Source organism: Citrobacter sp. CK188 (genome assembly GCF_030333525.1).
Lineage (GTDB): Bacteria > Pseudomonadota > Gammaproteobacteria > Enterobacterales > Enterobacteriaceae > Citrobacter_B > Citrobacter_B koseri.
Genome location: NZ_JAOWFU010000034.1, coordinates 1 through 16,707, shown reverse-complemented (window position 1 = coordinate 16,707; position 16,707 = coordinate 1). Strand labels below are relative to the sequence as shown.

The 16,707-nt window shown below is 56.3% G+C and carries 10 protein-coding genes and 1 tRNA gene; 9 read left to right on the top strand and 2 right to left on the bottom strand.

Translation table 11 applies throughout. The annotated features are described in order from the left end of the window. Positions 1–96: 96 nt before the first annotated feature. The 8 genes from OGV67_RS13755 (at position 97) to recD (ending at position 13,645) form a co-directional block, all read left to right on the top strand. A complete protein-coding gene (locus OGV67_RS13755; RefSeq protein ID WP_012134942.1) occupies positions 97–567 on the top strand; it encodes a prepilin peptidase-dependent protein in 471 nt (156 codons plus the stop codon). Beyond that, positions 558–1,121 carry a prepilin peptidase-dependent protein gene (locus tag OGV67_RS13750; RefSeq protein WP_115614455.1) on the top strand — a complete coding sequence of 188 codons (564 nt, stop codon included), beginning with the start codon at positions 558–560 and terminating at the stop codon, positions 1,119–1,121. Before OGV67_RS13755 ends, OGV67_RS13750 begins: the two co-directional genes overlap by 10 nt. Next, a complete protein-coding gene (locus tag OGV67_RS13745; protein ID WP_112001589.1) occupies positions 1,118–1,525 on the top strand; it encodes a DUF2509 family protein in 408 nt (135 codons plus the stop codon). The genes OGV67_RS13750 and OGV67_RS13745 overlap by 4 nt, the downstream gene beginning before the upstream one ends. Beyond that, positions 1,510–1,833 carry a prepilin-type N-terminal cleavage/methylation domain-containing protein gene (locus OGV67_RS13740; RefSeq protein ID WP_115614456.1) on the top strand — a complete coding sequence of 108 codons (324 nt, stop codon included), beginning with the start codon at positions 1,510–1,512 and terminating at the stop codon, positions 1,831–1,833. Before OGV67_RS13745 ends, OGV67_RS13740 begins: the two co-directional genes overlap by 16 nt. Positions 1,834–1,845: 12 nt before the next feature. Continuing rightward, positions 1,846–5,214, top strand: coding sequence for an exodeoxyribonuclease V subunit gamma (gene recC, locus OGV67_RS13735; RefSeq protein ID WP_115614457.1), 3,369 nt, complete (start codon positions 1,846–1,848; stop codon positions 5,212–5,214). 181 nt (positions 5,215–5,395) lie between these two features. Continuing rightward, a complete protein-coding gene (ptrA, locus tag OGV67_RS13730; RefSeq protein WP_114848281.1) occupies positions 5,396–8,284 on the top strand; it encodes a pitrilysin in 2,889 nt (962 codons plus the stop codon). Then, a complete protein-coding gene (gene recB / locus OGV67_RS13725) occupies positions 8,277–11,822 on the top strand; it encodes an exodeoxyribonuclease V subunit beta (protein WP_114848280.1) in 3,546 nt (1,181 codons plus the stop codon). The genes ptrA and recB overlap by 8 nt, the downstream gene beginning before the upstream one ends. After that, a complete protein-coding gene (gene recD / locus OGV67_RS13720; protein ID WP_114848279.1) occupies positions 11,819–13,645 on the top strand; it encodes an exodeoxyribonuclease V subunit alpha in 1,827 nt (608 codons plus the stop codon). Before recB ends, recD begins: the two co-directional genes overlap by 4 nt. A 93-nt stretch (positions 13,646–13,738) precedes the next feature. Here the strand turns inward: recD and argA are convergent, their stop codons facing one another. Continuing rightward, positions 13,739–15,070 carry an amino-acid N-acetyltransferase gene (gene argA / locus OGV67_RS13715; RefSeq protein WP_024130906.1) on the bottom strand — a complete coding sequence of 444 codons (1,332 nt, stop codon included), beginning with the start codon at positions 15,068–15,070 and terminating at the stop codon, positions 13,739–13,741. A gap of 233 nt (positions 15,071–15,303) precedes the next feature. Between argA and amiC the strand changes: the two genes are divergently transcribed. After that, positions 15,304–16,557 (top strand): N-acetylmuramoyl-L-alanine amidase AmiC, encoded by a 1,254-nt coding sequence (gene amiC / locus OGV67_RS13710; protein ID WP_024130905.1) that lies wholly within the window; start codon positions 15,304–15,306, stop codon positions 16,555–16,557. A 72-nt stretch (positions 16,558–16,629) separates the two neighbouring features. Here the strand turns inward: amiC and OGV67_RS13705 are convergent. Further along, positions 16,630–16,706 (bottom strand) — tRNA-Met (locus tag OGV67_RS13705). Between the last annotated feature and the right edge of the window lies 1 nt (position 16,707).

Below are 16,707 nucleotides of genomic sequence, written 5' to 3'. Positions count from 1 at the left end.
TGCAACGCGCTGTAATACGATAACTGTTTCTCGTAACGCGCCGAATAATCTGCATTCTTGCCTCGTCATTTTCTCCGCCCCCGGCATACTGCCGCTATGAAAAAACAACAGGGCTATACGCTCATTGAAACAATGGTCGCAATGCTTCTTATGGTTAGCCTTAGCGCCACAGGACTCTATGGCTGGCAGCGTTGGCAACAGCAGCAACGGTTATGGCAAACCGCCAGCCAGCTGCGGGATTATTTGCTGCAACTGCGTGAGGATGCGAACTGGCACAACCGGGATCACATTGTTCAGGTCATCAGAGAACGCGGCGGCTGGTGCTTTGTCAGCGCTGCTTCGGCGCAAGGTGCCTGTACACCAGACGCGCCGTTTGTCTTTATTCCAGCATGGCGCGATATCGACATGGTGGAGATCACCCCCTCGCTGGCGTTTTTTGGTCTGCGCAATACCGCCTGGGCCGGGCATATCCGCCTGAAAAATGCCGCGGGCGAATGGCGTCTGGTGGTTTCGTCCTGGGGGCGAATCCGGCTCTGTGAGGGACGCGAGGCCGAAGCATGTCGATGAACGAGCGCGGTTTTTCTCTGCTGGAGGTACTTATCGCGATGGCGATAAGCAGCATGCTACTGCTCGGCGCGGCACGATTTTTACCCGCGCTACAGCGTGAGATTCTACAGACCACGCGGCAGCTGTTGCTGGAAGATGAGATCTGGCAGCGTGCTTATACCGTGGCAAAACACCTGCAACGCGCGGGATATTGCCGGGGAAACTGCGCAGGGAGAGGACTGGTGATTGCCGGGCAGGGGGAGTGCGTTATCGTACAGTGGGATGCCAATAATAACGGGCGCTGGGAGACTGCGCCGGGAAAAGAGGCCGAACAGACCGGGTTTCGTTTAAACAATAAAACGCTGGAAACACTGCGTGGGGCAATATCATGCGCAGATAAAGGGTGGGATAAAATGACCGATCCCGATACGGTACAGATTGAGGCATTTAACGTTGAGCGTCAGGAGATGCCCGGTTTTGCGCCGGTACTGACGCTGTCTCTTCAGGGGCGTAGTAAAGCGGCTTCTAAAACCGCTGTTGAGGCGCAATACAGCGTCACCGGGTTTAATCTGTGAAACGTGAACGGGGTGTGTCTTCTCTGGCGATGGTGCTTTTGCTGCTGGTATTAGGCAGCCTGCTGCTTCAGGGGGCAAACCAGCAGCAGGCGAGTTTTTCCACTCTGGTGGCGACAGAAAGCCGGGCCTTGCAGCGTCAGGCGGTGGCGCAGTCGGCGCTGGAATGGGGAAGGATGCAGTCATGGTCGGCGCAGGCTGCGGTTGAGTGTCGGCAATACACCACGCCGAATGCCCGCGTTTGCCTGCGCCTGCTCGGGAACAACACCGCTTTATTGATTGCGCAGTATGATGGCGCATCGGTCTGGCGCCTGGGTGCTCTGGAGGAAAGCGGCGTTGTATTTTCTCCGCATGGATGGAGCGATTTTTGCCCGTTGAGTGAGGTGGCGTTATGCCAGATACCCTGAACAGGCAGCGTGGTTTTAGTCTGCCGGAAGTGATACTGGCGATGGCGCTGCTGGTGATCACCGTCACCGCGTTATCGGGTTATCAGCGGGCGTTGATGACGAGTCTTGTCGTCAGGGCGCAATATCAACAGCTCTGGCAGTACGGCTGGCAGCAAACGGCGCTGTATTCATTTTCACCTCCCGAAAGCTGGCAGGCCAACCGAATGCAGACAACACAAGCGGGATGTGTCAGCATCAGCGTTAAACTCATTTCCCCTTTGGGCAGGCAAGGCCAGATGTCGCGCTTACATTGCCCGAAAAGTCAGTAGTCAGGAGTTGCTATGTTAAGGGTCTACCACTCCAACCGTCTGGACGTGCTGGAAGCGTTAATGGAATTCATCGTTGAGCGCGATCGGCTTGACGATCCTTTTGAACCCGAAATTGTGTTGGTTCAAAGTACCGGTATGGCGCAGTGGCTGCAAATGACCCTTTCGCAGAAATTTGGTATCGCCGCGAATATCGATTTTCCGCTACCCGCGAGTTTTATCTGGGATATGTTTGTACGCGTGCTGCCTGATATCCCGAAAGAGAGCGCGTTCAGCAAGCAAAACATGAGCTGGAAGCTGATGACGCTGCTGCCGCAACTGCTGGAGCGTGAGGATTTTACACTACTGCGCCACTATCTGACGGACGACGCTGACAAGCGCAAGCTATTCCAGCTTTCCTCGCGTGCCGCCGATCTTTTCGATCAGTATCTGGTCTATCGCCCCGACTGGCTTACCCAGTGGGAGGCGGGGCAGATGGTTGACGGGTTAGGGGAGGCTCAGATCTGGCAGGCGCCGCTGTGGAAGGCGCTGGTGGAATACACGGCTGAACTGGGGCAGCCGCGTTGGCACCGTGCGAATGTGTATCAGCGTTTTATCCAGACGCTGGAAAATGCGACAACCAGCCCGACGGGGCTGCCTTCGCGCGTCTTTATTTGTGGTATTTCCGCGCTGCCGCCGGTGTATCTCCGGGCCTTGCAGGCGCTGGGAAAGCACATCGAAATCCATCTGCTGTTCACTAACCCCTGCCGTTATTACTGGGGGGATATCAGAGACCCTGCCTGGCTGGCAAAACTGGTGGCTCGTCAGCGTCGTCACAGCTTTGAGGAGCGCGACTTACCGCTGTTTCGCGATAACCAACGCGCCGGGGAGTTATTTAATAGCGACGGCGAGCAGGATGTCGGGAACCCGATGCTGGCGTCCTGGGGGAAACTGGGGCGGGATTACATCTACTTGCTTTCCGAACTGGAAAACACGCAGGAACTGGATGCGTTTGTCGATATTCCCCCGGACAACCTGCTTCATAACATTCAGGCGGACATCCTTGAGCTGGAAAGTCGCGCCGTGGCTGGGGTGAACCTCGAAGAGTACGCCCGAAGCGACAACAAGCGTCTGCTTGACCCGAATGACGCCAGCGTGACCTTTCACGTATGCCATAGCCCGCAGCGTGAAGTGGAGATCCTGCACGATCGTCTGCTGGCGATGCTGGAGGCCGACCCGACGCTGATGCCGCGCGATATTATCGTCATGGTGGCGGATATCGACAGCTATAGCCCCTTTATTCAGGCCGTATTTGGCAGTGCGCCTGCCGAACGCTATCTGCCTTATGCCATCTCCGATCGCCGGGCGCGTCAGTCGCATCCTGTTTTGCAGGCGTTTATCAGCCTGCTGTCGTTGCCGGACAGCCGTTTTGTCTCTGAAGATGTGCTGGCGCTGCTGGACGTGCCGGTTCTGGCGGCTCGATTTAACATCAACGAAGAAGGGCTGCGCTATCTTCGCTTATGGGTCAATGAGTCGGGTATCCGCTGGGGGATTGATGATGACAACGTGCGCGAACTGGCGCTTCCTGCAACGGGGCAGCATACCTGGCAATTTGGCCTGACGCGTATGCTGCTGGGTTACGCGATGGAAAGCGCGCAGGGCGAATGGCAGTCCGTGCTGCCTTATGACGAGTCCAGCGGGCTGATTGCGGAGCTGGTCGGGCATCTGGCGTCCCTGCTTATGCAGTTGAACCTCTGGCGTCGCGGGCTGGCGCAGGCGCGTCCGCTGGAAGAGTGGCTCCCGGTTTGCCGCGACATGCTCAATGACTTTTTCCTGCCCGATGCGGAAACGGAAGCCGCAATGACCCTTATCGAGCAGCAATGGCAGGCGATTATCACCGAAGGGCTTGAGGCGGAGTATGGCGATGCGGTGCCGCTGTCTCTGTTACGGGACGAGCTGGCGCAAAGGCTGGATCAGGAACGCATCAGCCAGCGTTTTCTGGCGGGGCCGGTAAACATCTGTACGCTCATGCCTATGCGTTCTATCCCCTTTAAGGTTGTGTGTCTCCTTGGTATGAATGACGGCGTCTATCCGCGTCAGCTGGCGCCGCTCGGTTTTGACCTGATGAGCCAGAAACCGATGCGCGGGGATCGTAGCCGTCGCGATGATGACCGCTACCTGTTCCTTGAGGCCTTAATTTCTGCGCAGCAGACGCTCTATATCAGCTACATCGGGCGCTCTATTCAGGATAACAGCGAACGTTTCCCGTCAGTCCTGGTGCAGGAACTGATGGATTATATCGGGCAAAGTCACTATTTGCCGGGAGATGAAGAACTGACCAGCGATGAGAGCGAGGCCCGCGTGAAAGCGCATATCGCTCGCCTGCACACGCGGATGCCGTTTGATGCGCAAAACTATCTTCCCGGTGAACAGCAAAGCTACGCGCGCGAATGGCTGCCTGCTGCAAGTCAGTCAGGCGAGGCCCATTCTGATTTTGTACAGCCGTTGCCCTATGAACTCCCTGAGACGTTGACGCTGGAAAAACTTCAGCGCTTCTGGGCGCATCCGGTGCGGGCGTTTTTCCAGATGCGGCTACAGGTGAATTTCCGCGCGGAAGAGAGTGAAATTCCCGATACGGAGCCGTTCATTCTGGAAGGGCTAACCCGCTATCAGCTTAATCAGCAGTTGCTTAATACGCTGGTCGAAGAAGAGGATGCCGGGCTTTTATTCCGTCGCTTCCGGGCGGCGGGCGATCTCCCGTATGGCGCTTTTGGCGAGATCCTCTGGGATACGCAGCGTCAGGAGATGCAGTCGCTGGCAGACAGGATTATCGCGTGTCGTCAGCCGGGGAAAAGTATGGAAGTTGATCTGCTCTGCAATGGCGTGCAGATCACGGGGTGGTTGCCGCAGGTGCAGGAAGACGGTTTGTTGCGCTGGCGCCCATCTTTAATAAGCGTTGCGCAGGGAATGCAACTTTGGCTGGAACACCTTGTCTATTGTGCCTGTGGCGGAAAAGGCGAAAGTCGTTTGTTCCTGCGTAAAGAGGGAGAGTGGCGCTTCCCGCCGTTAGAGGCTGAACAGGCGTTAACTTACCTCGCACAGCTGATTGACGGTTATCGGGAAGGGATGTCGTCCCCACTGCTGGTTCTTCCTGAAAGCGGCGGCGCATGGATAAAAGCTTGTTATGACGCGGCGAATGATGCCATGTTAGATGATGCTGACACGCTGCAAAAAGCCCGGACGAAGTTCTTGCAGGCTTATGAAGGTAACATGGTGATACGCGGAGAAGGGGATGATATCTGGTATCAACGGTTGTGGCGTCAGCTGGAGCCGAAGACGATAGAGAGCATTATTTCTCAGTCTCAACGTTATCTGTTACCGCTATTTCGTTTTAATCAGTCGTGAGGGCTGTATAAAAATTGCGCAATTAAATGGCTTCATTTATGATGCGTTTTCTGTCACGGACTGATTTTACAATAAGAGATGCTGACTCGTTTAGCACACAGTTTTGTCCTGCTCAATAAGCGCCAGCGTCGCGCTCGCGCTTCACCTGAGCGGGAAAGAAAGTTAATGATGAGGTTCGTGAATGCCCCGCAGCACCTGGTTCAAAGCGTTATTGTTGTTTGTCGCCCTTTGGGCACCCTTAAGTCAGGCAGATACCGGTTGGCAGCCTTTGGCGGAAACCATCCGTAAAAGCGAGAAAGATACGCGTCAGTATCAGGCGATTCGTCTGGACAATGACATGGTGGTTTTGCTGGTATCCGACCCGCAAGCGGTGAAATCGCTTTCGGCGCTGGTGGTGCCTGTTGGATCGCTGGAGGACCCCGATGAACATCAGGGGCTGGCGCACTATCTCGAACATATGAGTCTGATGGGATCTAAAAAATATCCCCAGCCTGACAGCCTTGCCGAATACCTTAAAATGCACGGCGGCAGCCATAATGCCAGCACCGCGCCGTATCGTACCGCCTTCTATCTGGAGGTGGAAAACGACGCCCTGTCAGGTGCGGTCGATCGCCTTGCCGATGCCATTGCCGCCCCGTTGTTGGATAAAAAATATGCCGAGCGTGAGCGCAATGCGGTCAATGCCGAACTGACGATGGCGCGTACGCGAGACGGTATGCGTATGGCGCAGGTCAGCGCAGAAACCATCAACCCGGCGCACCCGGGTTCGCGCTTCTCTGGCGGCAATCTGGAAACTTTAAGCGACAAACCGGGCAACCCGGTTCAGCAGGCGTTGCAGGCGTTTCACGAAAAATATTATTCAGCGAACCTGATGAAGGCGGTGATTTACAGTAACAAACCGCTGCCGGAACTGGCGCGTATTGCGGCTGAAACCTATGGCCGGGTGCCGAATAAAAATATCAAAAAGCCGGAAATTACCGTGCCGGTAGTAACGGACGCGCAAAAGGGCATCATCATTCATTATGTGCCTGCTCTGCCGCGTAAAGTGCTGCGCGTAGAGTTTCGTATTGATAACAACAGCGCGCAGTTTCGCAGCAAAACCGACGAACTGGTGACCTACCTGATTGGCAACCGTAGCCCGGGAACGCTCTCCGACTGGCTGCAAAAACAAGGATTAGTGGAAGGCATTCGTGCGGACTCCGACCCGGTGGTTAACGGTAACAGCGGCGTACTGGCTATTTCCGCTACCCTGACGGACAAAGGGCTGGCGAACCGGGACGACGTTGTCGCCGCCATCTTCAGCTATCTCAATCTGTTACGTGAAAAAGGCGTGGATAAACGTTACTTCGATGAGCTGGCGCATGTGCTGGATCTCGACTTCCGTTACCCCTCTATCACCCGTGATATGGATTACGTCGAATGGCTGGCGGATACGATGATTCGCGTTCCGGTGGAACATACGCTGGATGCGGTGAATATCGCCGATCAATACGATGCGGCGGCGGTGAAATCACGCCTGGCGATGATGACGCCGCAGAATGCGCGTATCTGGTACATCAGCCCGAAGGAACCGCACAACAAAACGGCCTATTTTGTCGACGCGCCTTATCAGGTGAATAAAATCGACGACAAAACGCTCGCCGACTGGCAGCAAAAAGCGCAGGGCATTGCGCTGTCATTACCGGAGCTTAACCCCTATATTCCAGACGATTTCACGCTGATCAAACCGGAGAAGGAATATCCCCACCCGGAGCTGATTGTCGATGAACCGGATTTGCGCGTGGTTTATGCGCCGAGCCGTTATTTTGCCAGCGAGCCTAAGGCGGATGTCAGCGTTATTCTGCGTAACCCGAAAGCAATGGACAGCGCCAGAAACCAGGTGATGTTTGCGTTAAACGATTATCTCGCGGGGATCGCGCTCGACCAGTTAAGCAACCAGGCATCGGTTGGCGGGATTGGCTTTTCCACCAACGCCAACAATGGTCTGATGCTTAACGCGAACGGTTACACGCAGCGCTTGCCGCAGCTTTTCCAGGCATTGCTGGAAGGGTATTTCAGCTACACCGCGACGGAAGAACAGCTGGAACAGGCGAAATCCTGGTATGCACAGATGATGGATTCCGCAGAAAAAGGGAAGGCCTACGATCAGGCGATTATGCCGGTACAGATGCTTTCTCAGGTGCCTTACTTCCAGCGTGATGAACGCCGTAAGCTGTTGCCTTCGATCACGCTGAAAGAGGTCATGGCTTACCGCGATACGTTAAAAGCAGGCGCGCGACCGGAGTTCCTGGTGATTGGCAATATGCGCGAAGCTCAGGTGAAAACCATGGCGCGGGATATCCAACAGCAGCTTGGCGCCAACGGTTCAGAGTGGTGTCGCAATAAAGACGTACTGGTGGATAAAAAGCAGTCGGTCATCTTTGAGAAGGCGGGCAGCAGCACTGACTCCGCGCTGGCGGCGGTATTCGTTCCAACCGGTTACGATGAATATGCCAGTTCAGCCTACAGCGCGATGTTAGGGCAAATCGTTCAGCCGTGGTTCTATAATCAGTTGCGTACTGAAGAACAGTTAGGTTATGCGGTGTTCGCTTTCCCGATGAGCGTCGGGCGTCAGTGGGGGATGGGTTTCCTGCTGCAAAGCAGCGACAAGCAACCGTCTTATCTCTGGGAGCGTTACAAAGCATTCTTCCCAACGGCGGAAGCGAAGCTGCGGGCGATGACGCCGGAAGAGTTTGCGCAAATTCAGCAGGCGATCATCGCGCAGATGTTGCAAGCGCCGCAAACGCTGGGCGAAGAAGCGTCGAAATTAAGCAAAGATTTCGATCGCGGCAATATGCGCTTTGATTCACGTGATAAAATCGTGGCTCAGATTAAACTGCTGACGCCGCAAAAACTTGCCGATTTCTTCCATCAGGCGGTGGTTGAGCCGCAAGGCATGGCGATACTGTCACAGGTTTCCGGCAGTCAGAACGGGAAAGCAGAGTACGTGCGCCCGGAAGGCTGGAAAGTGTGGGAGAACGTCAGCGCGTTGCAGCAAACCTTACCCCTGATGAGTGAAAAGAATGAATGATGCCGCTGAGTCCCTTGATCCTTTACGCTTGCCCCTTACGGGCGAGCGTCTGATTGAAGCCTCTGCGGGCACTGGCAAAACGTTTACTATCGCCGCGTTGTATCTGCGCCTGCTGCTCGGATTGGGCGGCTCTGCCGCCTTTCCCCGACCGCTGACCGTGGAAGAACTGTTGGTCGTGACGTTTACCGAGGCGGCCACCGAAGAGTTACGCGGCCGCATCCGCAGCAACATCCATGAACTGCGCATCGCCTGTCTGCGTGAAACTACCGATAACCCGTTATATGCTCGCCTGCTGGAAGAGATCGAGGATAAAAAGCAGGCGGCGCAGTGGTTACTGTTGGCGGAAAGACAGATGGATGAGGCGGCAGTATTCACCATCCACGGTTTTTGCCAGCGCATGCTCAGCCTGAATGCGTTTGAGTCCGGCATGCTGTTCGAGCAGCAATTAATCGAAGATGAATCCCTTCTGCGCTATCAGGCCTGCGCCGACTTCTGGCGGCGTCACTGTTATCCGCTGCCACGCGAAATTGCCCAGGTTGTCTTTGAAGCGTGGAAAGGCCCCCGGGCGCTACTGAAAGATATCGATCGTTATTTGCAGGGCGAAGCGCCGGTCATCAAAGCACCGCCGCCGTCAGACGAGACGCTGGCGTCTCGCCACGAACACATTTTGTCGCGTATTAACGCCCTGAAGCAGCAATGGTGCGCGTCCGTTGATGAACTGGATGGGGTGATAGAGTCGTCGGGAATCGATCGCAGAAAATTCAATCGCGGCAACCAGACGAAATGGATCGAGAAGATCACGGCGTGGGCGCAGGCGGAAACGCAAACCTATCAATTACCCGACGCGCTGGAGAAATTCTCCCGGCGATTCCTGGAAGAGAGAACCAAAGCGGGCGGCATAACCCCGCAGCATCCGCTGTTTGTCGCCATTGAGGAACTGCTGGCTGAACCGTTGACGATAAAAGATCTGCTGATTACCCGTGCGCTGGCAGAAATCCGCGAGACGGTTGCGCAGGAAAAACAACGCCGGGGTGAATTAGGTTTCGACGACATGCTGAGTCGTCTGGATGTTGCGCTGCGTAGTAATAGCGGCGATGCGCTGGCAAGCGCAATTCGTGGCCGTTTCCCGGTGGCGATGATTGATGAATTTCAGGATACCGACCCGCAGCAGTACCGCATTTTCCGCCGCATCTGGCGGCATCAGCCGGACACCGCGCTGTTGCTGATTGGCGATCCGAAACAGGCGATTTATGCGTTTCGCGGCGCGGATATCTTCACCTACATGAAAGCCCGCAGCGAGGTCAGCGCCCATTATACGCTGGATACCAACTGGCGTTCCGCACCGGGCATGGTCAACAGCGTGAATACGTTGTTCAGTCAGATGAACGACGCCTTTATGTTCCGCGAAATTCCATTTGCGCCGGTTAAATCGGCCCAGAAGAACCAGTCGCTGCGCTTTGTGCTGAACGGCGAGACGCAGCCCGCCATGAACATGTGGTTGATGGAAGGGGAAAGCTGCGGCATTGGCGACTATCAGAGTTACATGGCGCAGGTGTGCGCGACGCAAATTCGTGACTGGCTGAAAGCCGGGCAAACTGGCGATGCGCTGCTTGTTAGCGAGAAAACCTCACGCCCGGTTCGAGCCTCGGATATCAGCGTGCTGGTGCGAAGCCGCCAGGAAGCGGCGCAAATTCGTGATGCGCTGACGCTGCTGGCGATTCCGTCCGTTTATCTCTCCAACCGCGACAGCGTATTTGAGACGCTGGAAGCGCAGGAGATGCTGTGGATCTTACAGGCCGTCATGACGCCTGAGCGTGAAAATACGCTGCGTAGCGCGATGGCGGCCTCAATGATGGGGTTGACCGCGCAGGACATCGAAACGCTGAATAACGACGAAAATGCCTGGGATACGGTGGTCGAAGAGTTCGACGGCTATCGTCAAATCTGGCATAAGCGCGGCGTCATGCCCATGCTGCGCGCGCTGATGTCAGCGCGGAATATTGCCGAAAACCTGCTGGCGACGGCGGGAGGCGAGCGCCGCCTGACCGATATTCTGCACATCAGCGAATTGTTGCAGGAAGCCGGTTCGCAGCTGGAAAGTGAGCATGCGCTGGTGCGCTGGCTGTCGCAGCATATTCTTGAGCCGGACAGCAATGCCGCCAGCCAGCAACTGCGGCTGGAAAGCGATAAACATCTGGTGCAAATCGTCACCATCCATAAATCAAAAGGGCTGGAATACCCGCTCGTCTGGCTGCCTTTTATTACCCATTTCCGCGTGCAGGATCAGGCGTTTTATCACGATCGCAATTCGTTTGACGCGGTGCTGGATCTCAGCCACGCCGAGGAGAGCGTTGAACTGGCGGAAGCAGAGCGTCTGGCGGAAGACCTGCGTTTGCTTTATGTGGCGCTGACCCGTTCGGTGTGGCATTGCAGCCTCGGCGTTGCGCCGTTGGTGCGTCGTCGCGGAGATAAGAAAGGCGATACCGATGTACACCAGAGCGCGCTCGGGCGCCTGCTGCAAAAAGGTGAGCCGAAAGATGCCGCTGGGCTTCGCGCCTGCATTGACGCGCTTTGCGGGGAGGATATCGCCTGTCGGACGCCAGACGAACCGGACAGCGAACGCTGGCAGGTAACGGAAGCGTCGCGTGCGGCGCTAAGCGCCAGAGAATTACGCCGAATGCCTGCCGACAACTGGCGAGTAACCAGTTATTCCGGCTTACAGCAGCAAGGCCATAGCGTCGCCCAGGATTTAATTCCGCGTCTGGATGTGGATGCCGCCGGGGTAGGGGACGTGGTGGAAGAGCCGGAGCTGACGCCGCACCAGTTCCCGCGAGGGGCATCGCCGGGTACATTCCTGCATAGCCTGTTTGAAGACCTCGACTTTACGCAGCCCGTTGACCCGGCCTGGGTACGGGAAAAACTGGAGCTTGGCGGTTATGACGCGCACTGGGAGCCGGTTTTAACGCAGTGGCTGGACGCTGTTTTGCAGGCTCCCCTGACCGAACGCGGCGTGAGTCTGCGTCATCTTTCCGCCCGTGAAAAACAGGTGGAGATGGCGTTTTATCTGCCGATCGCACAGCCGCTTATCGCCAGTCAACTGGATGCGCTGATTCGCCGGTTTGATCCGCTCTCGGCGGGCTGCCCGCCGCTCGACTTCATGCAGGTTCGCGGCATGCTGAAAGGGTTTATCGACCTGGTGTTTCGCCATGAAGGGCGGTATTACCTGCTCGATTACAAATCAAACTGGCTGGGCGAAGACAGCACGGCCTACACTCAGGAGGCGATGGCCTCAGCGATGCAGGCGCATCGCTATGACCTGCAATATCAGTTGTATACGCTGGCGTTGCACCGCTATCTGCGCCATCGCATCGCCGATTATGACTATGAACGTCATTTCGGCGGCGTGATCTACCTTTTCCTGCGCGGCGTTGACCGTGAATATCCACGGCAGGGCATTTTCTCGACCCGGCCGGACGGCGAACTGATTGCGTTAATGGATGAGATGTTTGCAGGCGTTGTAGCGGAGGAGGCGCAATGACAATTCAGAAGCGATTACTGGAGGCCGTAGAACAACAGTTGTTGCGGCCATTAGACGCTCAGTTTGCGCTGGCGGTTGCCGGGCAGGACGATCCGTGCGTGACGCTGGCCGTTGCATTGCTCAGCCGCGATGCCGGGGAAGGGCATGTCTGTATGCCGCTTTCGCGCCTGGCGATAACGGAAGAGTCGCATCCGCTACTGGTCTCCTGGTTTAGCGAGAGGGACGCGCCTGAAGACTGGGCATCGTGTCTGCTGGCTTCCGGGGCGGTCAGTCGGGGAGAGCGGCCAACGCCGTTGATTCTGCATGAAGATCGCCTTTACCTGAACCGGATGTGGAGTAACGAGCGCACGGTAGCCCGCTTTTTTAGCGAGGTTAACCAGGCGATCGCGGTAGATGAACTGCAACTGGCCCGCACGCTGGATGCGCTTTTCCCGCCGACGGATGACGTCAACTGGCAAAAAGTGGCGGCGGCCGTGGCGTTGACGCGCCGTATTTCCGTCATTTCCGGCGGGCCTGGCACCGGTAAAACCACTACCGTGGCGAAGCTGCTGGCCGCGTTGATTCAGATGGCGGACGGCGAGCGATGCCGTATACGACTGGCGGCGCCGACGGGGAAAGCGGCGGCGCGTCTGACCGAGTCGCTTGGCGCGGCATTGCGCCAGCTTCCGCTCACGGATGAGCAAAAAAAACGCATCCCGGATGACGCCAGTACGTTGCACCGGCTGTTGGGCGCACAGCCCGGTAGCCAGAGGCTGCGCCATCACGCGGGAAACCCGCTGCATCTGGACGTGCTGGTGGTGGATGAGGCATCAATGATCGATTTGCCGATGATGTCGCGGCTAATTGAGGCGCTGCCGCCGCACGGACGCGTGATTTTTCTCGGCGATCGCGATCAGCTGGCTTCCGTTGAGGCGGGGGCGGTGCTGGGCGATATCTGCGCCTGGGTAAATGCCGGATTTACCGCCGGGCGCGCGCAGCAGCTGAGCCGACTGACGGGAAGCCCCATTCCTGCGGGCGCAGGCACGGAGGCGGCCTCTTTGCGCGATAGCCTGTGTTTGCTGCAAAAAAGCTATCGCTTCGGGCATGATTCCGGCATTGGTCAACTGGCGGCAGCCATTAATCGCGGCGATAAAGCGGCGATGAAAACGGTCTTTCAGCAGGGATTCAGCGATATTAAAAAACGAACGCTACAGAGCAGCGAGGATTACGCCGCCATGCTCGACGAGGCGCTGGCCGGTTATGGGCGTTATCTGGCGCTTGTTCGCGAGGGCGCGGAGCCGGAGGCGATTATTCAGGCTTTCAATGAGTACCAGTTGCTGTGCGCGCTGCGTGAAGGGCCGTTTGGCGTTGGCGGTCTGAATGAACGTATCGAACAGGTTATGCTGCAAAAGCGCAAAATTCAGCGTCACCCGCACAGCCGCTGGTATGAAGGGCGTCCGGTAATGATTGCGCGCAATGACAGCGCGTTGGGGTTGTTCAATGGCGATATCGGTATTGCGCTCGATCGCGGCCAGGGGTTGAGGGTGTGGTTCGCCATGCCGGATGGCAGCATTAAGTCGGTGCAGCCCAGCCGTTTGCCGGAGCATGAAACAACCTGGGCGATGACGGTGCATAAATCGCAGGGATCGGAGTTCGATCATGCGGCGCTGATTTTACCCAGCCAGCGCTCGCCGGTTGTGACCCGCGAGCTGGTGTATACCGCCGTGACGCGCGCACGTCGTCGCCTGTCTCTCTATGCCGATGAACGGGTTTTGAGCGGGGCAATTGCGACGCGCACGGAACGACGTAGCGGACTGTCCGCGTTTTTTAATAACGGGCTGTGAGGCAAGTTGCCGGATGGCGCCTGCGCTTATCCGGCCTACAGCATCCCCGTAGACCCGATAAGACGCTTTAGCGTCGTCGTCAGGCAAAATGGGTTATCCCAAATCTGCCATCAACACCTTTGAACGACGCTGATAGTTGTACATCTCTTTTTTGCTCTCGGGCAGCAGCTCGATATCCACCGGCGTAAACCCACGTTCCTGGAACCAGTGAATACTGCGCGTTGTCAGCACAAACAGCTTGCTGAGGCCCATCTGTCTTGCCTGCACGGCGATCCGCTCCAGCAAGACTTCGCCACGCGATGAACTGCGATAATCTGGATGTACCGCCACGCAGGCCATTTCGCCGATTTTTTCTTCGGGGAAAGGGTACAGCGCGGCGCAGGCGATGGTCAGATTATCTCGCTGGATAATCGTGAATTTGTCGATCTCCATCTCCAGTTGTTCACGGGAGCGGCGCACCAGAATCCCCTGTTGTTCCAGCGGGCGAATCAGCTCCAGGATCCCGCCGATATCGTTAATGGTGGCGCGGCGAATCTGCTCGGCGCTCTCCATCACGATTTGCGTCCCGATCCCGTCGCGTGAGAACAGCTCCTGCAATAGCGCGCCGTCTTCCTGGTAGCTAATCAGATGGCAGCGACGCACGCCGCTGCGGCAGGCTTTCACCGCGCCGCGCAGGAACCGCACGGTGCCTGAATTGTAATCGCCTTTTTCTTCCTGCGCTTCAACGCGTGCCTGCGCTTCGTTCGGGAAAAGTTCGGAAACGATGTCGCCTTCGTCGTTAGTTACCCCTTGCGATGAACAGAAGCCGATCATCTTCTCCGCCTTCAGTTTGATGGCGAGCTGCGTGGCGATCTCTTCTGAGGTCAGGTTAAAACTTTCGCCTGTGACGGAAACCGCGACCGGCCCCATCAGCACAATTGCGCCGCTGTCTAACTGGCGATGAATCGCCTCTTCATCAATACGGCGAATGCGTCCGCTGTGGCAGTAATCCACGCCGTCATCCACGCCCAGCGGCTGTGCAATAATAAAATTGCCGCTGACGACGTTGATGTGCGCGCCCTGTAAGGGGGTGTTGTTCAGGCTCATCGACAGACGGGCGGTGATATCCAGCTGCAACGTGCCTGCCGCTTGCTTAACCAGTTCCAGCGTTTTGGCGTCCGTTACGCGGGTATTTTTGTGGTACAGCGGCTCATGATGATGTGCGGCAAGGTTCGCGTCGATTTGCGGACGCGCGCCATACACCACCACCAGGCGAATACCCAGACTGTGCAGAAGCCCGATGTCATTGACGATACTGGAGAAATTTTCATGCTCAATGGCCTCACCGCCAAGCATAATGACAAACGTTTTTCCCCGATGGGTATTGATATAGGGAACAGAATGGCGGAATCCCTGTACCAGTTCGGTTCTACGTTCCTTCACCACGGCACACCCTCATTGCATGATTATTCGAAATTAATGTATTTTTATTCTGTTTTTCCGTCGTGCGCAAGCGCAAATTTTAATCCCGCTGAAGTTTTCTCCCAGTAATACCGTGAATACAAAAAGAAAGTTTACCCTTTTATAGATGACAGATTATGCGTCATTCGCTAAAGTTTCCGGTCAATTTAGACGTTTTGTACATCAGCACCGTTAAGTTTGTTTTGCTCGGGAGAAGCATGTCGGGATCCAACTCAGCAATCAGTCGCCGTCGTTTACTACAAGGGACGGGCGCCATGTGGCTATTGAGCGTAAGTCAGGTCGGTTTGGCTGCCGTCAGCCAGGTCGTCGCGGTACGCATCTGGCCTGCGTCCAGCTATACCCGCGTCACGGTGGAATCGAACCGTCTGCTGAAATACAAACAGTTTGCCCTGAGTAACCCTGAGCGCGTGGTGGTGGATATTGAAGGCGTGAATCTGAACTCGGTGCTTAAAGGCATTGGCGCGCAGATCCGCGCGGACGATCCGTATATCAAGTCAGCGCGAGTGGGGCAGTTTGATCCACAGACGGTGCGGATGGTGTTTGAGCTGAAGCAAAACGTGAAACCGCAGCTGTTTGCCCTTGCGCCAGTGGCGGGCTTTAAAGAACGCCTGGTGATGGATCTCTACCCTGCCAATGCGCAGGATATGCAGGATCCGTTGCTGGCGCTGCTGGAAGATTACAACAAAGGCGATCTGGATAAGCAGGTGCCGCCTGCGCAGAGCGGGCCGCAGCCGGGCAAGGCGGGCCGCGATCGCCCGATCGTGATCATGCTCGATCCCGGTCATGGAGGGGAAGATCCCGGCGCCGTGGGGAAATACAAGACGCGCGAAAAAGACGTGGTGTTGCAGATTGCCCGCCGCTTGCGCGCGTTAATTGAGAGAGAAGGCAATATGAAGGTCTACATGACGCGTAATGAGGATATCTTCATTCCGCTGAAAGTGCGCGTGGCAAAAGCCCAGAAGCAGCGCGCCGACCTGTTTGTCTCTATCCATGCGGACGCGTTTACCAGCCGACAGCCCAGCGGTTCATCTGTTTTTGCGCTCTCGACGAAGGGCGCGACCAGTACGGCGGCAAAATACCTCGCGCAAACTCAGAACGCCTCGGATTTGATCGGCGGCGTGAGTAAAAGCGGCGATCGCTATGTCGATCACACAATGTTCGACATGGTGCAATCGTTGACCATCGCCGATAGCCTGAAGTTCGGTAAAGCGGTGCTCAACAAGCTGGGAAGAGTTAATAATCTGCACAAAAATCAGGTCGAGCAGGCCGGCTTTGCGGTGCTGAAAGCGCCGGATATTCCCTCTATTCTCGTGGAAACCGCCTTTATCAGTAATATTGAAGAGGAGCGTAAGCTCAAAACGGCGAAGTTCCAGCAGGAAGTGGCGGAGTCGATTCTGGCGGGTATTAAAGCCTACTTTGCCGATGGGGCGACGCTGGCGAGAAGGGGATAATAAAAAAGCGCTGAAAGGCGCTTTTTTTACGGACCGCAGAAACGAAAAAACACCCGTTAAGGTGTTTAATATTGGTTGCGGGGGCCGGATTTGAACCGACGACCTTCGGGTTATGAGCCCGACGAGCTACCAGGCTGCTCCACCCCGCGT